Origin of the sequence: Methanobrevibacter sp. (genome assembly GCF_017940815.1) — an archaeon.
Classification (GTDB): Archaea; Methanobacteriota; Methanobacteria; order Methanobacteriales; family Methanobacteriaceae; genus Methanocatella.
This window is the reverse complement of the sequence record NZ_JAGAXX010000055.1, coordinates 1-21,978: the sequence shown is the minus strand read 5'-3', so window position 1 is coordinate 21,978 and position 21,978 is coordinate 1. Positions and strand designations below refer to the sequence as shown.

The window sequence follows — 21,978 nt, the reverse complement described above, 5'->3', positions numbered from 1 at the left end:
TCCCTCAAAACCATAAAAAACACAACCAAAAAGTTAATTAACTTTAATAATAGATTGTACTTTCTAGTATATAAAATTAAAGGATAATAAAATAAGAAAAAAATTTTAAACACAAAAATTATGAGTCAGCCTCTTTTTTAATAATGTGTTGGTTCATTAACTTTACTTCATTGAACAAATTTAATAAGATTTAAATTAAAATATATAGTATAATAAATTGTATAATTTTAGTTTTGAAAGATGTATCAAATAATTTTGGTGAAGAGGTCATGATTAGCAGTGAAGAAAAAGATAAAATCAAAAAGGATATTGTTGAGAAAATAAACTCTGTTTTAGAGAAAAATGGTGAATCCTTCAGATTGGATCAGGTCAATGTCTTAAATAAAAAGGAAACCGTTAAATTCATGGGAAATTACAGGGTTTATGACAGAAAAAATTATGGTCCTGTATCAAAAGAGATTAATTCCTTCCTGAAACAGTATGGGGACGTTGACATAAAATCCAAAAAAATTAGGGACAGCGGAATGAAATTCACAACAGTGAGCTTCAATTTTGAATTATGAATCATTAATACATTATTTTTAACTTTAACATGGATTAAATCAGTCCATGTTCAAAGTTCAGATTTCTTTTTTTTACTGATATTTTTAATGAAATTTGCATTTATATCCAGTCATTTAATAATTTAATGAATATTATGGGCAAATTTTATTAAACCATAAAACATATTTACTATTGGAGGTGTATTATGAACAAAAAGATACTCGCAATTTTCGCATTATTAATTGTTGTGGCAAGTGTAAGCGCTGTTTCAGCTTTTGACTTAGGTGACCTTTTCGGTTCTAATGACCAAAAAAATGAAACAGTGACTATTGAGGGAGTTGATTTCAACGTTCCTGGTGATTTTAAAGAAGACACTACAAATACCACTGATAAGATGCTTGCACCATTTAAAGAGCAAGGAGCAAACATTACCGCAAAAGGTTTCACAAAAGATGACTCTGGAATTGTTATCGGGGTTATGAACGTTACCAACGGATTAAGTAATGAACAAACTCTTGAACTCCTTGGTGGAAAAGAAACTACAATTAATAATGTAACAGGTTACCTTTCACATGATGAAGGTCAAACACTGTTCAATTTTGAAAAGAATGATCATCTCGTGTTAATTTCAGCAAGTGATGAAAAAATTATTGGCGAATTTGTAATGGCTTAATTTTAAGCTATTTTCTTTCTTTTTTTTAATAAATTTAATCATGTAAAAATAGTATTGTTTTTAAATAATTGATTTTAAACAAGTTCGAATTGCGAACTTGCCATTATCTTAATCTTATTGCTTGAACGATACCTATGATAAACAATATGAATGAAGCAACAACGCTTGAACTGATTTTTTTATGTATTATCATGAAGGCGATTGAAATTATTAAACATAATATTCCTCCAATAAGATATTGCATTCCTCTGTTCATTTTTTCCCTCCTTATTTATATTAAAGAGTATACATTTTATAATATTTAAATGGTTGGATAGGGGGTTTTGTGATGGTTTTGGTATTGTGGATTATTTTTACTGTTCTTAAACTAGTAATATTCGTCGTCATCCTCTTCTTCATCGAAATTCCTTTCGATTTTCTTGATTTTGTCGATTTTTTTGTTAATCTCTTCTATCCCTTCACCTTCGATAGCTGAAATGAATATTGAGTTATCTTCATCGTCAATGTATTCGTTAAGGTATTCGGTATCCTCGATTAAATCCATCTTGTTGAATAGGTATATTACTGGAATTTCGGAAAAGATCTTTTCGATTTGTTTTAAAAGGTTGTATTGGTTGTCCAAATGGAATCCGCAGGTTTCAGATGCATCAAAGATGAATAATATCGCATCAGCTAAATGTTCCAATGCAACAATAGCGTTCATCTCAATGTCGTTCATTTCTAAAACTGGTCTGTCAAGCAATCCTGGGGTGTCGATAATCTGGATATGCTTCCAGTGTCTTTCGGTGTGTCCAATCTGAATACCTTTTGTTGTGAATGGGTAGTTTGCAACTTGAGGGTCAGCTCCTGAAATTTGTCTTAGGAGTGTTGATTTTCCGACATTAGGGAAACCTGCAATGACGATTGTGGTTGCATCGAAGTCTATTGTTGGCATGTTCCTCAGGTTCTGTTTTGCAAAATCGAGGAAATCCAGGTTAGGTTTGATCTTATTTACAACAGATGCAATCCTTCCGTATGCTTGCTTTTGAATTGCAGTTGCCTTTTCAGATGGATTTTTCCTGATTTTTGCACCATATTCCTTTTCAAGTTGTGTTATGATTCCATAAGCCCAGTTAAGTCCTCCAAGAGCTTGTTTCATGTCATCTACGCCAACGGTAATGTCAATGTAGTCTTGATAAAATGGGTGTAAGCTTTCAATTTCTGGTACTGCGTCAAGAATGGATTTCAATTTGTCTTTTATCACTTGGCAGGAAGTGACCACTCTTCTTTCTTCAATTCTTTTACCTTTCAAGTGTTTTGGTATTTTTTGACTTCTGAGTAAGTCTGCTTGTTTTTTCCCACGACTGAATCCTTTGTCCAATAATTCATCTGGCGTAGGTATTGTTGGTATCATCATAATTATCACTATTTAAAAATTTGTCCTTGGAATCTAAATACGTCACAGCTTTCATCCATCCAGCTGTCTGCACTGATTCCTGCTTTCATGCATGTATGGTCTAAAAAGTCTTCAATTGTAAATGCGTTTTCAACGGCCACTTGAGGAAGCAACAATCCTCTTGCATAACCCTTTTGAATGATTAGTCCGTCACGGCCGATTTCAATCTCATCGAAGTACTGTTGATAATGAGCCACTTCAATCAGTTCAGGTTTTGTTAAAATGGTGACTTCAAAGTCCAGGTCTTCAAATTCCTTAACGCTAACTTCCGGAAATCTAGGATCGTTGAATGCTGCTGATAATGCGACCTCCATTGCTGCATCAATGGCCGGCTTTACAGGTTCTGCATATCCAATGCATCCCCTTAGATTATTGTTTTTGTTTAATGTTACAAAAACGCCTAAATTCTCATCCAATTCGATAGGATAATCGGTAGGTTTGACCATTGTTTTTCCATTTTCCAAATAATATTTTATGGTTTCTTTAGCTAATATTACTAGGTATTCTCCAGCTCTGTCGCTTATCATTATCCCATTCCTCCTACGAGTGCATTCAATATTCTTGTGTGTGGTCCTCCGTCACCCACTGGTGCGGTTTGACCGTCTTTTCCGCAGAATCCTACGCTTAACTTGAAGTCGTTTCCGAGAGCATCAATGTTTTTCAATGTTTCAAGGATGTTTCCGGATAATGAAACGTCTCTTAGGGGTGTTGTGATTTCACCGTTTTCAATCATGTATCCTTCAGCTGCGTTAAACTGGAAGATTCCTTTACCTGTATCAACTTGCCCTCCTCTGGAGCCCTTAAGGTACATTCCATAGTCAACATCCTCAAATAGTTCTTCAAATGTGTTGTCTCCAGGTTGGAGGAAAGTGTTGCTCATTCTCACGATTGGCTGGTCGGCAATCAATGATCTTGCGTTTCCTGAGGATTTCATGCCTAGTTTTGAAGAGCTTGATCTTGAATTAAGAAGTGAAATAAGCTTTCCGTCTTTCACCAATTGGTTTGGTTGGGTCTTGACCCCTTCCACATCATATGGGTAATATCCGAATCCGTCCCTTAAGCTTGCATCATCGAAGATGTTTACAATGTCTGATGCAATTTTTTCACCAATCTTGTCCTTAAGGATGGAATCATTTTGTAATATCAAATCCCCTTCTGTTGCATGCCCTAATGCCTCGTGAATCAACACTCCGGTTAGTTCTGGGTCAGCTATAACTGGGAACTGTCCGGATGGGGCAGGCTTTGCGTCAAGCAGTCTTACAGCCTTTTCACCGATGTTTCTTCCGAATTCCTCGATGTCTGCGTTGGCAATCACTTCAAAACCTTTAACTCCTCCAAGGCTTCCATGACCAAATTGAATGATTTCTCCATCCGTTGCTGAAGCGTTCAATGCCATTCTGACTCTGCTGGTCTTGACTTGGATTTCACTTCCTTCACTGTTCATGAATAACTCGTTGATTTCCCCATCGGAGTATCCGATTGTGGTACTGTTGACCTTGTCGATGCTTGCTGCATCATTGGCTTCGCTCATGATGTCCTTTTTCTCTTCGATGGAAATGTCTTTCAGCGGAATTTCAACATCAACCTCGACCTTGTCCTTTATGATGTCGCTTTCGCTTAATTCAACATCTCCCTTAAGTGAGTTTGATAATTTTAATGCGGTTTCGGTTATTTCATTGATTTTTGATAAGTCTGTGGTATATGCAAAACCCCATGCTCCATTATTCAACACTCTGATTCTTGCTCCAAGGCTCATTCCTGTGTTGATTTCATCTACATTGCCATCTTTCATTAATATGGAGGTATTGTCACTATGTCCTAATCTGATATCCATGTAATCCACTTTAGGACTGGTTTTTGCAATAACCTTTTCGAATAAGTCAATATATTCTTCCATTTTATCACCAATAAAAATGATTTATACAGTAATAATTTTGGAGTGCATATTAAATAAAAGTTGGTTTTTTGTGGTGTTAAAAAATAAAAAAAGGAATAATGTTTTCACATTATTCGAGGGTTGATGGGTCAACTGGTGTGAGGTCGTTTAACTTGTTGAACTCTTCTAATGTATCATATATCTTGTCAAGGGGAACTGTGTCATTGTTATAAGCGTAACAGTCGATTACATATTCCTTGTCATTGATTTTGACCAGTTCAACAATTCCTGCCTGTTCGTTGACTCCGTCGGTATAATTAAATGTGTTGTTTAATTTTCCTGCAACGAGTGTGTATTTGACGCTGCTGTCATTTTTAAAAACATCTTTTATGGGATTAACGTCCTTTTTGTCCATTATGTCTAGTTTGATGTGATTTGCATCATTTTCATAGTTTCCGTCACCTAGATTTTCAAATCCGTCGGCAATTTTTATGTCTGAAATTTCTGCAGCTGCAACCATTCCGATTGCACATATCAGTATTAGTATTGCTAAGCTAATTTTAGTAAGATTCATGTTTTCACCAATGATATTTAGGCATGCCTAATACATATAATTTATCGTTTTGAAGTTCAATATTGTAATATAGTTTTTATAGGTGAAAAATCAATATAACAATTGTAATTAATTTTGGTGATTAGATGTTTGTTATTGTAGGAACCGGTGCGGGCGGAGGAATCTTGGCTCGTGAACTTGCAAAAAATGATGTGCCGGTTACAATTTTAGAGAAAGGACCTTATATAGAATCAAAAGATGCTTTTAACTATTATGATAAGTACTCCGAAGACGTTGACCTCCTTACAACTACCTGTATCGGTGGAGCGACAATCGTTTCCATGGCAAACATGGTGCGTGCACTTGACAACGAGCTTCATGAGTATGGAATTGACTTGACCGATGCGTATGATTATGTTGAAGACCTTGTTGGGGTTCACCAGCTAGACGATTCACATATTGGAAAGGGAACACAGGCATTTCTCGATGCAGGTCATGAGCTTGGGCTTGAAACCATGAAGATGCCTAAGGCAATCAGGGAAGAGGAATGTATACAATGTGGTAAATGTGCATTCGGATGTCCTGTGGATGCGAAGTTCTCAGGCAAGGACTTTGTCGATGAAGCCGTTGAAGCAGGTGCAACATTGATATGTGATGCTGACGTTAAAGAGGTTTTATCTGAAAACGGAAAAGTGACTGGAGTTGTCTATATCAAGGATGGAAAGGAAGAAACCCTCGAAGCCGAAAAGGTTATTCTGTCTGCAGGTGCAATCGGCTCAACATTGATTTTAAGGAAATCCGGAATCGACCATGTCGGAGAGGAAATCTTCTTTGATCCGTTCGTGTCAGTTGGCGGATATCTCAAGGACGTCAAATTCAACACTGAAGTCCAGATGGCTGGTTTGGTCATTGGCGAGAACTTCGTTTTATCTCCTCACTTTTCATCATTCATCCGTGCAAACATTCCCGATGATACTGTAACAGATAGTGACATCCTAAGCATTATGGTGAAAACAAGGGACGAATGCAGAGGTTATGTTGATGAGAATGGGGATGTTGTAAAGATAAACACAATAAACGACATAAGATGGCTTGCAGAAGGTGTGGCCACAGCAGGATTCATCCTTGAAAGGGCAGGAGTCGACCCGACAACCATAGGATCAACTGTTTATAGGGGGGCACATCCTGGTGGAACAGCTCCAATCGGAAAAATAGTGGATAGCAATTTGGAAACATCAATTGAAAATCTCTTTGTTTGCGATGCAAGCGTATTGCCGGTATCTCCTGGAAAACCTCCGATATTGACAATTCTTGCAATAGCTAAAAGATTGGCGGATTATCTAAAAAAAGAATAGAAGATTATTCGAATTGTTTATCGATATCTTCTGTTTTTATTAATTTTTCACAGTAATGGCACCTAACGACCGGAGGGTATGTTTCAATAACATTGAAAATAGGTGTTATAGGCTCATTTTCATAGTTGGTAATGCATTTGGGATTTGTGCACTTGAGAATTGAAGTGATTTTTTCTGGAAGAACAATCTTGTCCTTTCTGATAGGTTTGAAGTCTCGAATAATATTTATTGTAGCTTTAGGAGCGATTAATGCCACTTGATTGAGTTCTTCATGGTCCAATTCTCTGTTTTCAATTTTTAAAATGTCTTTTCTTCCTATTTCAGCTGAAGAAACATTCATAGCTATTGTAACGTTTTTTGTTTCAGAATCGGGAAGGCCTAAAATCTTAAGAATGTGCAATGCCTTATTGGCAGTGATGTGGTCGATTACAGTACCGTTTTCAATAGCTCTAATTTTCAATTCGGATTTGGTCATTATTTCACCTAATACATTTTCAAGTCTTTCATTTCAATTATTGCTTCAGTGTCATTAACTAGTTTTTGAGGACTCTTGTCTTTAGTTGTGAGGGTAAAGCTTTCAATAACTCTGGCACCGCGCAATTTAACTTTTTGCTCAAGTCTTTTGATATTGCTTTCTCCACGATTGGTGTCCATTGTAGCGAACAAAACAACATCCTTTGCCCTTAGGTCACATCTGTCAATTATGGTCAATATTGCAGGTGTCGGATTTCCGGACCAAGTCGGAGTTCCGAAATAAACTGTATCATAACCTCTTAAGTCAACTTTGGCAGGTACAATGTCTGTTTTTGTTTCTCTAAACGCATTGATTGAAGAGAATAATCTATTTTTGAATCCGTCACGGTTTTTCAAATCATGTATTCTGACAAGGGTTGCGTTAAGATTTTTAGCAAGGGTCTTTGCAACTAAATCTGTTGTTCCTCCGTGGGAGTAGTAGATAATTATTTTTGCCATTTTATCACCTTATGGGTGAAGTCCTAAGTGTCTTAAACCTAATGTTTCATCAATTCCAAGTATGATGTTCATATTCTGTATGGCTTGGCCGGATGCACCTTTGACAAGGTTGTCAATACAGGATAACATTACAAGTCTTCCGGTTTCATCGATTTCAAATCCTCCAATGTGTACAAAGTTGGATCCTCTAACTGAGCTTAAGTGAGGGATTTCACCTTCATCCATAAGCTTAATGAAGTATTCCTCGCCATATTCTTCTTCGTAAAGTTTTCTTATTTCTTCAGGTGTGATGTCCATGTTTTCATCATTCAGGAAGCTGTGGCTTGTAGTCTGGATTCCTCTATTGACCGGAACGAGATGCGGTGTAAATGACACTTTCACTTCATCAAATCCGTGAAGTTCCTGTTGGATTTCAGACATGTGTCTGTGGGATGAAATCTTGTATGGATTTACGTTATCTGCAATGTTTGGATAATGTGTTGTTGCAGATGGATTGACTCCAGCTCCGCTGACACCGGTTTTTGAATCGATGATTATTCTGTCAACCAATCCGTTTTTGACCAGTGGATATGATGACAATATGGCTCCTGTTGGGAAGCATCCTGGGTTTGCAACTAGATTTGCCTTTTTGATTTCGTCTCTGTACAGTTCAGGAAGTCCGAAGGCACCTTTGTGTTCCTTGTCTGTGTGTTCCATTCCATACCATTTTTCATAGACTGCAGTGTCTCTGTATCTGTAGTCTCCGCTTAAGTCAACAACTTTAGCGCCGGTGTCCAGTATTTCAGGCACTATTTTCATTGATGCACCGTGAGGTGTTGCGGTAAAGACAACATCAGCATCCAGTTCGGACGGTGCTTTGTTTTTAAATTCAAGTCCTGTATCTCTAACGTGAGGATGAATCTTATGTGCAGGTGTGCCGTCGTACTGTCTTGAAGTGATATCAGTGATTTCCACTTCAGGATGGTTTGAAAGCATTCTTAAAAGTTCTCCTCCGGTATATCCGCTTGCTCCTATAATTGCTACTTTAAACATTTTAATAATCTCCTAATCTTCACAATGATCCATTATCTTTCCTTTAAAATCGGTATTTTGTATTTTTCTAATAATCTTGCAGCTGCTGTCGAGTTCGCAGTCACGGTATTTTTCAATTCTAACCGCTTTTGCTTTCAGTCCTCTTTTGTCAATAGCTTGCTGCAATTTGTCAATATCGTGATTTTGGTCCGCTCCAACGGTGATGATGTCTGGGTCGATTTCACGAACTATCTTGAAAACGTCTCCATTTGCATCGCCAAGGAAAGCGTCAGTTACGGGTTTTAACATTTTAATCAATTCCAGACGTTGGTCCTCTCCAACGATTGGAACCCTTTTTCTTCTCTCGACTGTTGCGTCTCTTGCCACAACAACGTAAAGCTCAGCATCTTCTCCACCCAATTTTTTGGACTCCTCAAGGTAAACTCCGTGTCCTGGGTGAAGTATGTCAAATGTTCCGGTCGCCATTATCTTCATTTTATATCCTCTTTTGATATTTTAAAGCTTCAGTTAAATCAATTTTATCTTTATAAAGTGCAGAACCGATAACAACTCCTTCCACACCGCTTTTATTTAATAATTTGATGTCTTCTATTGTTGTTATTCCTCCGGAATAAACAATAGGCAAATCTACAGATTTCTTAAGGTTTTCTACAGGTTCTGTGTAAAATCCTCCCAAAAGCCCTTCAACGTCAACATTCGTGAATAGTATGCTTCCGGCTCCATGCTCTTTGAATTCCTGTGAAAGCTCCACTGGACTTTTGTCTATTTTTTCCTGCCATCCCTTAATGACTACCTTGTTGTCCTTGCTGTCAAGTGAAATCATTATCCTGTCTGATCCGTACTCTTCGGACAGTTCAGTGATTGTTTCCGGCTGTTGAATTCCCATGGTTCCGATAATCAGCCTTTCGATGTCGAGGTTCAATAATTCTTTTGCATATTCGACACTTCTGATTCCTCCTCCAAGTTGGATAGGTACGGAAACTTCTTTGAGAATCTTTTTGATTATCTCAAAGCTTGCAACACCGTTGATGGTTCCATCCAAATCGATAACGTGGATGTTTTTAGCCCCCAATTCTTCCCAGTGTCTTGCAACTTTTTCAGGGTTTTCTATTTCAACCATTTCACTTCCCGGCTCGCCCTGTACAAGCTGGACACATTTTCCGTTTTTTATGTCCACAGCGGGCATTATTAACATTTCGTCTTTATTGAATGACATTTGGATTTTTCCTGTAACATTTTATTATAATATAACTATATGTTTTGAAATGTTTTATATGTATTGCTTATATAATTAGTAGTATGAATGAAAATCTCTATAGACTATTTGATGATGTCCTGCTTTCATCATTCAACATTAAAAGTGAAGGCAATAAAACAGTCCTGGAACTGGGGGACGATGCTGAATACGGCAATCTCGAAACCTATTCGATTTTTCCAGGAGTTATCCTGTCATACATCGATTTGAACATTGGCAATATTGATGAGGTGTTCTTTGAGGAAAAAATAGACAATCGACTATTGGAAATCAACCACTGCGCAGAAGGGAGATATTCCTATGCCGTGGGCGATGACAAGATAGTATACTTTGGAAAGGGTGATTTGTGCGTCAGCATATATGACCTCACAAAAACCCTGTCTGATTTTCCATTGGGCTATTATAAGGGTTTGGAGATTTTCATTGACGTTGATGTAGCAAATGACTACATAAAGGAGTACATTCCAGATTTTGATGTCATTGAGTTTTATGAGGATTTGGAAAAGTCCAAGGGCTATGTATTGGTCAGGTCCAACGAGAAAATAGACCATGTGATTGGGGAGCTTTATGATGTTGACGAAAGAATCAGGGAATCCTACCATAAGCTTAAATGCTTTGAGCTGTTGCTATTTTTCTCGATTACCAATTTTTCAAATAGCAATTCTCTTCCCCTATCCAAAAAGCAGGCTGAAATTGTTGAAAACGTCAAAAGCGATTTGATGAGTGAGCTGGACAGCAAGGTCACTATTGATGAGCTGGCAAGCAGGTATGGCATTAGCAAGACCTCTTTGAAGAATTGTTTCAAGGAAGTTTATGGAAAGCCGATTTTCAAGTGGAGAAAGGAATACAAGCTTGATTATGCATGCAGGCTGATTGATGAGGGGAATTATTCAATTTCTGAAATTTCCAAAATGGTGGGTTATGCTTCACCGTCCAAATTCACCCAGGCATTCAAGGAGTATGTGGGATGCACCCCTTCTGAGTATAAAAATTAGTTTTGTCTTTTTGGTATACTTTCTGACTTTTTAGTTCAAATACATTTATATACTTATTAAAATCAATTTTATAATTGAAAATAGGTTTATTTAATTTTTTTAATAAAAAATACATTAAATTACTCTTTATTTGTTTTTTTAATTGTTTTAAACGAAGTGTCTTTTTAGACTAATTTAAATTTTTAGGTAAACCTAAATTAGATTTTAAGGCGATATTAATGTCAAAAACTCAAAATAAAAATAAATTTATCAGATTATTGAATTATTCTGGAAACTACAAATATTTAACAATAATAGGTTGTATATTTTCAGCTTTAAGTGCTATATGTTTGTTGATTCCATTCATTTATATATGGAATGTTGTTAATGCACTTTTGGCGGCAGCTCCAGATTTTTCACAGGCACAAAACATAGGTGATTATGCATTCAATGCATTTTTCTATGCCCTGCTCGGAATAGCGCTGAACTTCTGTGGTCTGATGGGCACTCACTTATCTGCATTTAAGAATGAAAAGAACATGAAGGATGCGGCAATGAACCACTTGCTTAAATTGCCATTGGGATACTTTTCAAATCACACCAGCGGCGGTTTGAGAAAGGTTATTGACTTCAGCACATCAAAGACTGAAGGATTTCTGGCCCACAACCTCTTTGACCTTGTGGGGGCAGTTGCCACACCTATAGTGTTCCTGATATTGCTGTTCAGCTTTGACTGGATTTTGGGAGTGGTATGCTTGATACCTATCATATTATGTTTCATATTCATGTATCCGATGTTTTCCAAGGAATCACAGAATGTAATGGCAAAATATCAGATGTATCTTGAAAAGATGAACGGCGAGGCTGTTGAATATGTTCGCGGAATTCCCGTAACAAAGGCATTCCAGCAAAGTGTCTATTCATTCAAGAACTTCATGGATGCAATAAGGAACTATGGAAAGTTCTCTGCAAATTATTCACTGTCAACCCAACTTCCGATGACTGCGTTTACAGTGTCAATCAACGGATTTTTCGCACTCTTGATTCCTGCCGGAATATTGCTCGCAGGGTCTGTTGTTGATGTTAAGTTCTTGGCGGATTTCCTGTTCTATGTGATTTTCACACCGATTTGTGCAGTGATGATGAACAAGATCATGTCCGTTTCACAGGATTGGATGCTTGCAAGTTATGCATTAGATGGAATTGAGGAAATTCTTAATGAAAATCCATTGGTCGAGACAACCAATCCTCAAAAACCTAAAAATTATTCAATAGAGTTTAAAAACGTGATATTTGATTATGATGAAACCGATTCTGAGGAACACATATTGAACGACATTAACCTAAAGATTAATGAAAATGACTCTGTTGCACTGGTCGGTCCGTCCGGTGGTGGAAAAACCACAATAGCATCATTGATTCCAAGATTCTGGGATGTCAAGTCCGGTTCAATCAAGGTGGGTGATGTTGACGTAAGGGACATCTCAACAGTGGACCTGATGGAAAACATCTCATTCGTGTTCCAGAACACCAGGCTCTTTAAGGATTCAATCTACAATAATGTGGCTATCGGACGCAAGGGAGCAACAAGAAGCGACGTCCTTAAGGCGTTAAGCCTTGCGCAATGTGACGATATCATAGACGAGCTTCCTCAAGGAATTGACACTGTAATTGGCAGTGACGGAACATACCTTTCAGGAGGTCAGCAGCAAAGGATAGCACTTGCAAGGGCAATACTTAAGGATGCCCCAATCATCATTTTGGATGAGGCAACCGCACTTGCAGATCCAGAAAATGAATATCTGATTCAAAAGGCAATATCTGAAATAACCAAGGACAAGACCGTAATAATGATTGCACACAGGCTTTCAACAGTCAAGAATGTGGACAATATTTTTGTTGTTGAAAACGGCCGCATCGTAGAGGAGGGCAATCACGACACCCTGGTTGAAAGTGACGGTTTGTATTCAAGAATGTGGGATGAGTTCAATCAGTCAATTCAATGGAAAGTAAAAAGTGAGGTGATATAATGTTGTCAGAGTATTTCATTAAAAGATTTGGACTGACAGAGAATGGTTCGGATAATCTGGTCAAGGGGATAATTTATACCGCACTTCAAAACGTCTCATTCATGTTTCCCGTAGGATTGTATGCATTGCTTCTCTACATTTGTATTGGGCCGTTGATGGGTGGCGAGATTGTAGACGCCAACCTGGGAATGTTCATCGTTGCAATCTTAATAATTCTTGGCATTATCTTTGCATTTTCATGGAAGCAGTACCATTTCGTATACAACACAACATATGTTGAAAGCGAAAACAGAAGAATCAATCTCGGTGAGAACCTAAGAAAACTCCCATTGTCCTTTTTTGAAAAGAGGGACCTTGCGGACTTGACTTCAACAATAATGAATGACTGTACTGACCTTGAGCATGTTTTCTCCCATGCAATTCCTCAGCTGTTGGGTTCAATATTATCATTAATGCTCGTTGCGATCGGTCTTTTCATCTTTGACTGGAGACTGGCAATCGCTCTTCTATGGGTGGTTCCTGTGGCCTTTGGAATAATGTATGTATCAAGGAATCTTGTTCAGAGAGGTTCTGAAATTGTCATGGAAGACTTGCTTGATTGCGGGGACTCCATGCAGGAATGCATTGAATCAATCAGGGACTTAAAGTCATATAATCATGAAAATGAGTACCTTTCAAAATTGTCAGGCCTTACAAGTAGGGTGGAAAGGTCAAGAATCAAATCAGAATTGATGGCTTCAGCAGGTGTAATCAGCGGAACTGTAGTTTTAAAGCTTGGAATGGTTTCAGTAATTATGTTGGGTTCATATTTGATTATGAATGGTCAGGTGTCAATTTACACTCTTTTGATTTTCCTGATTGCTTCAGCATCAATCTATGCTCCCGTTGAAAACGGATTGACCTTTTTGGCGGAGATACTGATGATGGACATCAAGATTGAAAGGAGCAAGGAAATTGAAGCTCAAGTGATTCCTGAAGGATTGAAGGATTACTCTATTGAAAGCTATGACATTGAATTTAGGGATGTGAACTTCAACTATGATGACTTGAAGGATGTATTGTCAGATGTCAGTTTTACTGCTCGCCAAGGGGAAGTTACTGCACTTGTAGGGCCTTCCGGAGGAGGCAAGTCCACAGTTTCAAAACTGGCCGCAAGGTTCTGGGATCCTGTATCCGGGACTGTCAGTTTGGGTGGTCAGGACCTGTCCAAATTGGATTCCGAAAAGCTTCTTGAAAACTTCTCCATAGTTTTCCAGGATGTAATCCTATTCAACAACACCATTTTGGAAAACATTCGCATTGGAAGAAAGGATGCAACAGATGATGAGGTAATTGAGGCTGCAAAGCTGGCTGAATGTGATGAGTTCGTTCAAAAGCTTCCTGATGGCTACAATACTGTCATAGGTGAGAATGGTGTGCTGTTGTCAGGAGGTCAAAGGCAAAGAATATCAATTGCAAGGGCATTGCTCAAGGATGCAAATGTCATTCTTTTGGATGAGGCAACCTCCTTTTTGGATGTTGAAAATGAGACAAAAATCCAAAGGGCATTGTCTACATTGATTAAGAACAAGACTGTCATTATCATTGCACACAGGATGCGTACAATTGCAAATGCAGATAAGATTGTTGTTCTGGATGATGGAAAGATTGCCGAGCAGGGTTCACCGGATGAGCTGATTGCCCGTGACGGTTTGTTTAGGAGAATGGTTGAACTGCAGAAATTAAGTGGGGAATGGGAGATTTAATTTTAATTATTTTTCCCATTATACTTTACATTTATTTAGGCGTACCTAAATTTAAATACTTTATTGAATATAACATATAAACATATAATTAATTTTAAGAAGGTGTGTACATGAGTACAATTATAGAATTTAAAAATGTGAACAAGGAGTATAAATCTGGGGATCACATTTTAAAAGCTATGGATGATGTTAATTTTACAATTGATGAGGGGGAATTTGTTGTAATCCTTGGACCGTCAGGTGCGGGCAAGTCAACACTTCTAAATCTTTTGGGAGGGCTTGATTCAGTCACCTCTGGTCAAATCATTGTAAACGGCAATCACGTAGAATCATTTAATGACAATCAACTGACAGAGTACCGTGCAAGCAATGTCGGTTTTATATTTCAATTTTACAACTTAATTCCAAACTTGACTGCAATCGAAAACATAGAGTTGATGAAGGACATTGTGGATGTGAACATAGATGGGTTGAGCGTGCTTGATTCAGTTGGTCTTAAGAGCCATGCCAACCAATTCCCGGCACAATTGTCCGGTGGGGAACAGCAAAGGGTGTCAATCGCCCGTGCTGTTGCAAAACAACCAACAATGCTTTTATGTGACGAGCCGACAGGAGCGCTTGACTCAAAAACAGGTGTTTTGATTTTAAACCTGCTTCAGAGCATGAGCAATGATAGGAATACCACAGTTATTATCGTAACTCACAATGCGATACTTGCTGAAGCCGCAGATAAGGTCATCAGGGTCAAAAACGGTCAAGTTGAAAGCATAGTCATCAATGAAAATCCAAAAAAGGTCGAAGATTTAGACTGGTGAGCGTATGCTTTTCAAGAAGATGTTGAGAGACATCTCCAGGCACAAGGCTCAATTCATTTCAATTTTTTTAATGGCATTTCTAGGGGTGTTTGTGTTTGCAGGTGTCGGCGGTGAGTCAGTCGGCCTTGAGGTAAACAGTGATAACTTTTATGAAGAAACTAACCTGGCTGACGGATGGATTTATTCTGGATACATCAATGACCTATTCATGTATCAGGTTGACTGTTTGGGAGCAACCACACAGATGGAAAGGCAGTTGGTCGTGGATTCGGTTGCGGATTTTGACAACGATCCTGACGTTACACTGCATTTTGTGGAAAACAACACAATATCAAAATTCTACCTGCTTGAGGGTGAAAAGTTAGATATTAATGATAAGGATGGCGTTTGGCTTGACAAAAGCTTTGCTGATGCTAAGGGATTGAAAGTCGGAGACAAAATCAAGTTTGAGTTTGAGAATTACACAATCGAAAAGCAAATCAGGGGGCTCGGATATTCTCCGGAATATGTTTATCATGCCTCAAGTTCATCTATCATTCCGGACTTTAATAAGATTGGGTTTGCCTACCTTTCATATAAGGCATTTCCGGAAGATACCGTTCCATACAATGTGCTGAATGTCAAGTTTGACGGAACTCCGGAAAATTACAATGATTTGTTGGACTATCACATGGGTGGATATTACAGTTCATTCGTTGAAAGGTCAGAGCACACCAGCGTAAGCCAGTTCGCTGATGAGATGGATCAGCACAGCATGATGGGAGACATTTTCCCAGTTGTGTTCATCTTGATTGCAATGCTGATTATTTTGACAACAATGAGAAGAATAATCACTCATCAAAGGACTCAGATTGGAATTTTAAAGGCTTCCGGATTCAAGAATCATTCCATAATTCTGCATTATGTCTCCTATGGTTTCTGGCTCGTCTTGGTTGGAGCTATTTTGGGATTGATCTTGGGACCAATCACATTGCCTCCTTTATTCTACCCGTCAATGAGCGCAACATATAAGCTGCCTGTATGGGAGCCTGCATGGAGCATGGAATTTGTATATGTGGCTGCACTGATGGTCATAGTGTCTCTTGCCGTTTCATACTATTCGGTCAAGGGTATTTCAGATGAAAAGCCTGCAGATACAATAAGGCCTAAAGTGCCTAAGATTTCCACTTCAGGTTTTATTGAAAGGCTAAGCATTTGGAAACGATTGTCATTTAATATTCGTTGGAATTATCGTGATGCGCAAAGAAACAAGTTCCGTGCATTGATGACAATTGTGGGAGTAATTGGATGTTCAGCGCTTTTGGTATGTGCATTCGGAATGTATGATGGAATGAATGACCTTAAGGATTGGGAATATACACAAATCAATCATTATGACTCAAAACTGGTAATTGAAGAGGATACAGCACAATCTGTAATTGATGATATCGCTGAAGATGTAAATGGTGACGAGATAATGGAGTCCGCCATTGAAATAGAATCGGACGGCACAAAAAAATCCGGTTCGTTGCTGGTGATGAATGATACAAATCTGATTACACCAACAGACTATGACAGGAATCATGTTGAAATTGAAGATGATGAGGTATCCATTTCTGAGAAGATGGCAAAGATGCTTGATGTAGGCGTTGGCGACACTGTAAAATGGCATGTCATGGGTTCTGATAAATGGGTTAAAACAAAAATCGACAAGATTCACGCAGATCCTATATCTCAAGGGTTCATAATGTCTGCAGACAAGCTTGAAGACCTTGACTTGAACTACACTCCAACAAGCATTGTCACAGCCGAGCATGTAACACAGAATTATGATGGCGTGAAGGCAGCCAACTCAATGAAGGACATGACTGCAAGCTGGGATGAGATGACTGAGGCAATGTGGCTTCTCATATATATTCTGATATTCTTCGCATGCCTGTTGGCGGTGGTCGTATTGTACAATCTGGGATTGCTGTCATTTACAGAAATCGAGCGAGAAATTGCGACACTGAAAGTATTAGGATTTAAAACAAGGGCATTAAGGAAATTATTATTAACACAGAACCTATGGTTTACAGCTATTGGATTCATATTCGGATTGCCTGTAGGTTATTTCATTCTGGCGATAATGTGGGAGTCCTCCGGTGATTCATTCTACATATTGCCGTCAATATCCATTACAAACTTCCTGTTGACATTGGTGATAACATTTGCACTGTCAATACTTGTAAACCTTATGTTTTCACGTAAAATTAAGAAATTGGACATGGTGGAATCCCTTAAAAGTGGTGAGTGAATGTTAGCAAAGAAGATGATTAGGGATATAAGGAATCACAAGATTCAATTTATCTCCATATTTCTAATGGCCTTTTTAGGCGTTTACGTATTTGTAGGGTTCGGTGCGGAATCATTCGGATTTGAACAAACTGCAGATACTTATTATGATGAAACAAATCTTGCCGACGGTTGGATTTACACAACCAACTTGGATGATGATTTTGTTGATAAGGTAAATGGTCTGAGTCTTACAAAGGATTCAGAGAAAAAGTTGATAGTCGATTCGATAGCGGATTTGGAAAATGATCCAGACATCACGCTCCATTTCCTGCAGGATGATGACATTTCAAAGTTTTATCCAGTTAAGGGAGAAGACTTTAACTTGTCCGATGGTGACGGCGTATGGTTGGACATCCGATTTGCAGAAGCAAGGGACCTGAAGATTGGGGACAACATCACCTTCGAGTTCAACGGAATTGAGGTTGAAAAGGAAATCAAGGGACTGGGTTATTCTCCGGAGCATTTATATCAAACTTCCGACTCATCTATGATACCGGATTACAACAAGATGGGTTTTGCGTACATGTCCCATAAAGCATTTCCAATGAGTGATGTTCCGTACAATGTCTTGCTCGTTAAGTATACAGGAAATTCCTCAAGTTATGAAAAGCAGCTTGACAATGACCTTGACAGGGACTATTCATCATTCATGCCAAGGGCTCAGCATCCAAGTTTTGCAGAGTTCCAGGACGAAACAGAACAGCACAAGATGATGACAGATTTCATTCCGTTGATATTCATTATCATTGCAATGCTGACACTATTGACAACAATGACTAGAATCATCAATAACCAGAGGACACAAATTGGTGTTTTGAAGGCTTTAGGATTTAAAAACAGGTCAATAATGATTCATTACATCTCATATGGGTTCTGGATGGTTCTTGCTGGAAGCATCCTGGGATTTATTCTAGGTCCTCTAACACTGCCTCCGATAATGTTTGAGGAGATGCAGCAACTGTACTCCATACCTTATTGGCTGACAGGATTTGACAACAGTTTCATTGTTGTAACCGTTGCGATGGTTGCCCTTTCAGCATTGGTTTCATATTTCGCATGCAGAAAGATTGTGGGCGAATCCCCATCAAGTGCAATAAAACCGAAAGTTCCAAAAGTGTCCACTTCAGGATTTGTGGAACGATTCGGGTTCTGGAAGAAATTGTCATTCAATGCAAGATGGAACTATCGGGATGCAAAAAGAAACAAATTCAGGGCATTGATGAGTATTGCAGGAGTTCTTGCATGCACATTGATTCTTGTTGCATCATTCGGATGCATGGATGGCTTTGATGAGATGAAGGAATGGTCTTACACAGACATTAACCACTATTCATCAAAACTGGTTCTTGAGGACAATGCAACAGACTCCCAAATCGACCATATTGTCGAGGAGGTTGACGGCGAGAAACTGATGGAATCAGCAATTGAAATCAAATCGGGTGATGTCAAGAAGTCGGGCGTCGTAACGGTGCTTGATGATAACGAGCTGTACACTCCTACAGATGACGATAAAAATCCAATTGAGATATCTGATGATGAGATATCACTTTCCAAAAAGATGGCTGAGCTATTGGACGTTAAAGTTGGTGACACAGTCAAATGGCATATCCTGGACTCTGATAAGTGGATTGAAACAAAAGTCACTAACTTGCATTCAGATCCGACATCACAGGGCATTGTAATAACAAAGGAAAAACTGGATGATTTGGGCTTGAACTACACTGTAACCAGTGTTATATCAGATAAGGATGTCGACGACAATTTCACAGGTGTCAAGACAATATTTTCAATGGATTCCCTGACCGACAGTTGGGATGAGATGATGGAATCTTCAATGAGCGTCATATATCTGCTGGCGGCATTTGCAGCGATATTGTCCCTGATTGTATTGTATAACCTTGGGCTCCTGTCATTTACAGAAATCAAGCGGGAGTTTGCAACACTTAAGGTATTGGGATTCAAGTCAAAATACTTGAGAAAGCTATTGCTCACACAAAACCTATGGTTCACCACAATAGGATTCATCATTGGAGTTCCATTAGGTCGTGAAGCGTTGCAATACCTTTGGGGAACAATGGGCGATTCATTCTATCTGAAAGCCACTCTGTCCTTTAAAACATTAATAATAACATTTGTAATAGTTTATGTTGTTTCAATTTTCGTTAATTTGATGTTTTCCGGTAAGCTCAAGAAATTGGACATGGTGGAATCCCTAAAGGATAATGAATAGTATTTAATTTCCTTTTTAATACTTGAGAAGTGACAAAATCTTTAAGAACCATCTCTTTTCAAGTATTATTAAGGTGATATCATGGTTGAGGTTACAAGTGAATCAAAATACATGGATTTGTTGAATGAGTTTCCTTTGCTCAAAACAGATCTTGTCAAGAAGAATTACAAGTTCAAGTTTTTGGTAACTCCTATGGGCAAGATTTCCCTTTGGGAAGCAAATCTTGCTGAAGTCAGCCAAAAGGTTGAGTTGTCAGTTGAAGAAACAGTTTCATTATTCAGTGAGTTAATTAACTCATATTAACTTTTTTTTAATAAAATTAATAAATGAAGTGTATAAGATAATTAATCATGAATTCAATTGAGGAAGCAGTTCACTTGTTTGAAAAAGGTTACAGGTGTTCACAGGCGGTTTTTGCCGCATTCAGTGAGGACTATGGCCTTTCAAAGGAGCATGCCTTGAAAATTGGGGCTTGCTTTGGAAGTGGAATGCGCAAAGGGGAAGTTTGTGGGGCTTGTACTGGGGCCCTGATGGTGTTGGGCTTGAAATATGGTGAAAACAAGTCAAAAAGCGATGAGGTTTGCCACAGGTTTTTGGACGAATTTGAAAAGGAAAACGGGTCATATATATGTCGTGACTTGCTTGGTTATGACATTGGAACTCCTGAAGGTGTGAAAGAAGCTGTTGATAATAACCTATTCAAGGAATTCTGCCCTAAAATGGTGGAATCCGCTGCAAGGATTGTTGATGAAATCTTGAAGTAGGTGATATGATGGGTAAAAAGGGAATTGGTGTAATCATAATAGTTTTGGTAATTGTTTTGACATTGGTTGCTTTTTATTCTTTAAATGAGTCTCAAACTGTTGCAACTGGTAATGTTACCAAGCTGAATGTCTCTTCTGAAGGGCCGTTTCCATTGTCTGATTTGATAGATGAAATTGAAAACAAGTCCTATTATGAGGGCTATGACAATGACACGTTAAATTGGATGAAATCCTTGGGAAACAAGTCAGTCTTTTCAGGAAATGGAATGTTTGTGGTAATGAGTCCGAATGACGCAAGCAAGATTCCTTCAGTTTATGCAACTGATGTTTTCATTAATGAATTTTTCGAATGCAACGTTTTAGATACTCGTTCTTTAGGAGATGTTAAATATCCTAAGGATGTTTTGCTTGTTGAGAATGTAAATTACTTAGGGGAAGAAATAGAGGATATTCCTGGCGGAGGTGCATAATCTATTTTCCTATTATTTTTTTTAAATTAACATATCACAATATCATGATATGACAACATTTAAATACATAATCATATCATAATATGTAAATATATAATATATGTGATGACTATGGAAAAAAATAATCTTGAAAATACAAATGAGGACATGTGTGAAGTATTCGACTCACATGATGACGTTGTAAGTCGTGTACGTGAACGCATACCTGATGAAACTGAATTCGCTGAGCTTTCAGAATTCTTCAAAATATTTGGAAATCCAACAAGATTAAAAATTATTTCCCTACTCAGTATTGAGGACCTATGCGTATGTGACATATGTGATGCACTTGATTTGAACCAAACCACTGTTTCAAATCAATTGAGGATATTACGTGCAAACAACATTGTAAAATACCAAAAGGAAGGTAAAATGGCAAGATATTCACTTACTGACCTTCACATAGAGATGATTTACAAAGTAGGATTAGAACATATATTAGAATAATTTTTAATTGGTGATACTATGGCTGAAAATAGATGTTATGATGCGGACTGTGTAGATGAGAACTGTTACAATCCCGAACATTACAATTACATCTGTTTTGATCCAAACTGTGAAGAAGTTCACTGTACAGATTCTAATCATTATGATAAACAGTTATTGAAAGACTATCAAGAAAATTCAGATTTAAGTATATACGATCACAGAGAAGAGATTGACTATGATGAGGATGTTGATATAAACTTATGTAGTTGTCCTGATTGTGCAGATGACCATGATCACGACCATGACCATGGGCATGACCACCATCATCACCATCATGAGCATGAAGTGGAAGATTCTTGTTCTGATCCTGATTGTGGTTGTCATGATGAACATGAGCATTCTCATGAGCATGAGCATCATCATGACCATGGACATGAGCATCATCACGAGCATGAGCATTCTCATGAGCATG

Annotated in this window: 23 protein-coding genes and 1 pseudogene; 14 read left to right on the top strand and 10 right to left on the bottom strand. The window is 38.1% G+C overall.

Features of this window, described 5'->3' with window-relative positions:
• The first annotated feature begins 269 nt into the window (after positions 1-269).
• Both ILA26_RS07375 and ILA26_RS07370 read left to right on the top strand, forming a co-directional pair.
• A complete protein-coding gene (locus ILA26_RS07375) occupies positions 270-563 on the top strand; it encodes a hypothetical protein (protein WP_292895882.1) in 294 nt (97 codons plus the stop codon).
• A 185-nt stretch (positions 564-748) separates the two neighbouring features.
• Positions 749-1,216, top strand: coding sequence for a hypothetical protein (locus ILA26_RS07370; RefSeq protein WP_292895881.1), 468 nt, complete (start codon positions 749-751; stop codon positions 1,214-1,216).
• Positions 1,217-1,319: 103 nt separating this feature from the next.
• Here ILA26_RS07370 and ILA26_RS07365 read toward each other — a convergent pair whose 3' ends face one another.
• The 5 genes from ILA26_RS07365 to ILA26_RS07345 form a co-directional block, all read right to left on the bottom strand.
• Positions 1,320-1,472 (bottom strand): hypothetical protein, encoded by a 153-nt coding sequence (locus ILA26_RS07365; RefSeq protein WP_292895879.1) that lies wholly within the window; start codon positions 1,470-1,472, stop codon positions 1,320-1,322.
• A gap of 111 nt (positions 1,473-1,583) precedes the next feature.
• Positions 1,584-2,612, bottom strand: a complete 1,029-nt coding sequence (locus tag ILA26_RS07360) for an NOG1 family protein (RefSeq protein WP_292895877.1) — start codon at positions 2,610-2,612, stop codon at positions 1,584-1,586.
• 8 nt (positions 2,613-2,620) lie between these two features.
• Positions 2,621-3,178: a TIGR00296 family protein gene (locus ILA26_RS07355; protein WP_292895875.1), complete on the bottom strand. Its 558-nt coding sequence runs from the start codon at positions 3,176-3,178 to the stop codon at positions 2,621-2,623.
• Positions 3,178-4,548 carry a TldD/PmbA family protein gene (locus tag ILA26_RS07350; protein WP_292895873.1) on the bottom strand — a complete coding sequence of 457 codons (1,371 nt, stop codon included), beginning with the start codon at positions 4,546-4,548 and terminating at the stop codon, positions 3,178-3,180. Before ILA26_RS07350 ends, ILA26_RS07355 begins: the two co-directional genes overlap by 1 nt.
• Before the next feature lie 109 nt (positions 4,549-4,657).
• Positions 4,658-5,101, bottom strand: coding sequence for a hypothetical protein (locus ILA26_RS07345; protein WP_292895871.1), 444 nt, complete (start codon positions 5,099-5,101; stop codon positions 4,658-4,660).
• Positions 5,102-5,226: 125 nt separating this feature from the next.
• Here ILA26_RS07345 and ILA26_RS07340 point away from each other — a divergent pair, with 125 nt between their 5' ends.
• Positions 5,227-6,435, top strand: coding sequence for a GMC family oxidoreductase (locus ILA26_RS07340; RefSeq protein ID WP_292895869.1), 1,209 nt, complete (start codon positions 5,227-5,229; stop codon positions 6,433-6,435).
• A gap of 4 nt (positions 6,436-6,439) precedes the next feature.
• Here the strand turns inward: ILA26_RS07340 and pyrI are convergent, their stop codons facing one another.
• From pyrI to hisA, 5 genes are read right to left on the bottom strand one after another with little or no spacing between them, the layout of a single operon-like run.
• Positions 6,440-6,910: an aspartate carbamoyltransferase regulatory subunit gene (gene pyrI / locus ILA26_RS07335; protein WP_292895867.1), complete on the bottom strand. Its 471-nt coding sequence runs from the start codon at positions 6,908-6,910 to the stop codon at positions 6,440-6,442.
• Positions 6,911-6,918: 8 nt separating this feature from the next.
• Complete coding sequence (locus ILA26_RS07330; RefSeq protein ID WP_292895865.1) at positions 6,919-7,407, bottom strand: flavodoxin domain-containing protein; 489 nt, start codon at positions 7,405-7,407, stop codon at positions 6,919-6,921.
• Between the two features lie 9 nt (positions 7,408-7,416).
• The gene (gene argC / locus ILA26_RS07325; RefSeq protein WP_292895863.1) at positions 7,417-8,439 is read right to left on the bottom strand and encodes an N-acetyl-gamma-glutamyl-phosphate reductase; all 1,023 of its coding nucleotides are present in this window, start codon (positions 8,437-8,439) and stop codon (positions 7,417-7,419) included.
• A gap of 12 nt (positions 8,440-8,451) precedes the next feature.
• The gene (locus ILA26_RS07320; RefSeq protein WP_292895861.1) at positions 8,452-8,913 is read right to left on the bottom strand and encodes an FAD synthase; all 462 of its coding nucleotides are present in this window, start codon (positions 8,911-8,913) and stop codon (positions 8,452-8,454) included.
• A 1-nt stretch (position 8,914) separates the two neighbouring features.
• The gene (gene hisA, locus ILA26_RS07315; RefSeq protein WP_292895860.1) at positions 8,915-9,655 is read right to left on the bottom strand and encodes a 1-(5-phosphoribosyl)-5-[(5-phosphoribosylamino)methylideneamino]imidazole-4-carboxamide isomerase; all 741 of its coding nucleotides are present in this window, start codon (positions 9,653-9,655) and stop codon (positions 8,915-8,917) included.
• Positions 9,656-9,738: 83 nt separating this feature from the next.
• On the opposite strand from hisA, the gene ILA26_RS07310 reads away from it, so the two are divergent.
• The 11 genes and pseudogenes from ILA26_RS07310 to ILA26_RS07260 form a co-directional block, all read left to right on the top strand.
• Positions 9,739-10,689, top strand: coding sequence for an AraC family transcriptional regulator (locus ILA26_RS07310; protein WP_292895859.1), 951 nt, complete (start codon positions 9,739-9,741; stop codon positions 10,687-10,689).
• A gap of 218 nt (positions 10,690-10,907) precedes the next feature.
• Positions 10,908-12,698: an ABC transporter ATP-binding protein gene (locus tag ILA26_RS07305; RefSeq protein WP_292895857.1), complete on the top strand. Its 1,791-nt coding sequence runs from the start codon at positions 10,908-10,910 to the stop codon at positions 12,696-12,698.
• Positions 12,698-14,443, top strand: coding sequence for an ABC transporter ATP-binding protein (locus ILA26_RS07300; protein WP_292895855.1), 1,746 nt, complete (start codon positions 12,698-12,700; stop codon positions 14,441-14,443). The genes ILA26_RS07305 and ILA26_RS07300 overlap by 1 nt, the downstream gene beginning before the upstream one ends.
• A 110-nt stretch (positions 14,444-14,553) precedes the next feature.
• Positions 14,554-15,258 carry an ABC transporter ATP-binding protein gene (locus ILA26_RS07295; RefSeq protein WP_292895853.1) on the top strand — a complete coding sequence of 235 codons (705 nt, stop codon included), beginning with the start codon at positions 14,554-14,556 and terminating at the stop codon, positions 15,256-15,258.
• A 4-nt stretch (positions 15,259-15,262) separates the two neighbouring features.
• Entirely contained in the window at positions 15,263-17,533 is a 2,271-nt protein-coding gene (locus ILA26_RS07290; protein WP_292895851.1) for an ABC transporter permease, read from the top strand.
• Positions 17,534-19,804, top strand: coding sequence for an ABC transporter permease (locus tag ILA26_RS07285; RefSeq protein ID WP_292895849.1), 2,271 nt, complete (start codon positions 17,534-17,536; stop codon positions 19,802-19,804).
• Between the two features lie 81 nt (positions 19,805-19,885).
• Positions 19,886-20,107, top strand: coding sequence for a hypothetical protein (locus tag ILA26_RS07280; protein ID WP_292895847.1), 222 nt, complete (start codon positions 19,886-19,888; stop codon positions 20,105-20,107).
• A gap of 47 nt (positions 20,108-20,154) precedes the next feature.
• On the top strand, positions 20,155-20,568 hold the full coding sequence (locus ILA26_RS07275) for a C-GCAxxG-C-C family protein (RefSeq protein WP_292895845.1): 414 nt from the start codon (positions 20,155-20,157) through the stop codon (positions 20,566-20,568).
• 8 nt (positions 20,569-20,576) lie between these two features.
• On the top strand, positions 20,577-21,038 hold the full coding sequence (locus ILA26_RS07270; RefSeq protein WP_292895843.1) for a hypothetical protein: 462 nt from the start codon (positions 20,577-20,579) through the stop codon (positions 21,036-21,038).
• 111 nt (positions 21,039-21,149) lie between these two features.
• On the top strand, positions 21,150-21,524 hold the full coding sequence (locus ILA26_RS07265) for a metalloregulator ArsR/SmtB family transcription factor (RefSeq protein ID WP_292895841.1): 375 nt from the start codon (positions 21,150-21,152) through the stop codon (positions 21,522-21,524).
• 18 nt (positions 21,525-21,542) lie between these two features.
• Positions 21,543-21,978: pseudogene (locus ILA26_RS07260) on the top strand (cation-transporting P-type ATPase); the annotation flags it as partial.

Excerpts from the sequence above, each read along its gene's own strand:
- ILA26_RS07370 (WP_292895881.1), top strand. The coding sequence starts at position 749 with ATGAACAAAAAGATACTCGCAATTTTCGCATTATTAATTGTTGTGGCA.
- ILA26_RS07310 (WP_292895859.1), top strand. The coding sequence starts at position 9,739 with ATGAATGAAAATCTCTATAGACTATTTGATGATGTCCTGCTTTCATCA.
- ILA26_RS07365 (WP_292895879.1), bottom strand. The coding sequence starts at position 1,472 with ATGAACAGAGGAATGCAATATCTTATTGGAGGAATATTATGTTTAATA.
- pyrI (WP_292895867.1), bottom strand. The coding sequence starts at position 6,910 with ATGACCAAATCCGAATTGAAAATTAGAGCTATTGAAAACGGTACTGTA.
- ILA26_RS07265 (WP_292895841.1), top strand. The coding sequence starts at position 21,150 with ATGGAAAAAAATAATCTTGAAAATACAAATGAGGACATGTGTGAAGTA.
- ILA26_RS07300 (WP_292895855.1), top strand. The coding sequence starts at position 12,698 with ATGTTGTCAGAGTATTTCATTAAAAGATTTGGACTGACAGAGAATGGT.
- ILA26_RS07345 (WP_292895871.1), bottom strand. The coding sequence starts at position 5,101 with ATGAATCTTACTAAAATTAGCTTAGCAATACTAATACTGATATGTGCA.
- ILA26_RS07375 (WP_292895882.1), top strand. The coding sequence starts at position 270 with ATGATTAGCAGTGAAGAAAAAGATAAAATCAAAAAGGATATTGTTGAG.
- ILA26_RS07285 (WP_292895849.1), top strand. The coding sequence starts at position 17,534 with ATGTTAGCAAAGAAGATGATTAGGGATATAAGGAATCACAAGATTCAA.
- ILA26_RS07305 (WP_292895857.1), top strand. The coding sequence starts at position 10,908 with ATGTCAAAAACTCAAAATAAAAATAAATTTATCAGATTATTGAATTAT.
- argC (WP_292895863.1), bottom strand. The coding sequence starts at position 8,439 with ATGTTTAAAGTAGCAATTATAGGAGCAAGCGGATATACCGGAGGAGAA.
- ILA26_RS07350 (WP_292895873.1), bottom strand. The coding sequence starts at position 4,548 with ATGGAAGAATATATTGACTTATTCGAAAAGGTTATTGCAAAAACCAGT.
- ILA26_RS07330 (WP_292895865.1), bottom strand. The coding sequence starts at position 7,407 with ATGGCAAAAATAATTATCTACTACTCCCACGGAGGAACAACAGATTTA.
- ILA26_RS07320 (WP_292895861.1), bottom strand. The coding sequence starts at position 8,913 with ATGAAGATAATGGCGACCGGAACATTTGACATACTTCACCCAGGACAC.
- ILA26_RS07275 (WP_292895845.1), top strand. The coding sequence starts at position 20,155 with ATGAATTCAATTGAGGAAGCAGTTCACTTGTTTGAAAAAGGTTACAGG.
- ILA26_RS07290 (WP_292895851.1), top strand. The coding sequence starts at position 15,263 with ATGCTTTTCAAGAAGATGTTGAGAGACATCTCCAGGCACAAGGCTCAA.
- ILA26_RS07295 (WP_292895853.1), top strand. The coding sequence starts at position 14,554 with ATGAGTACAATTATAGAATTTAAAAATGTGAACAAGGAGTATAAATCT.
- ILA26_RS07270 (WP_292895843.1), top strand. The coding sequence starts at position 20,577 with ATGGGTAAAAAGGGAATTGGTGTAATCATAATAGTTTTGGTAATTGTT.
- ILA26_RS07360 (WP_292895877.1), bottom strand. The coding sequence starts at position 2,612 with ATGATGATACCAACAATACCTACGCCAGATGAATTATTGGACAAAGGA.
- ILA26_RS07280 (WP_292895847.1), top strand. The coding sequence starts at position 19,886 with ATGGTTGAGGTTACAAGTGAATCAAAATACATGGATTTGTTGAATGAG.
- ILA26_RS07355 (WP_292895875.1), bottom strand. The coding sequence starts at position 3,178 with ATGATAAGCGACAGAGCTGGAGAATACCTAGTAATATTAGCTAAAGAA.
- hisA (WP_292895860.1), bottom strand. The coding sequence starts at position 9,655 with ATGTCATTCAATAAAGACGAAATGTTAATAATGCCCGCTGTGGACATA.
- ILA26_RS07340 (WP_292895869.1), top strand. The coding sequence starts at position 5,227 with ATGTTTGTTATTGTAGGAACCGGTGCGGGCGGAGGAATCTTGGCTCGT.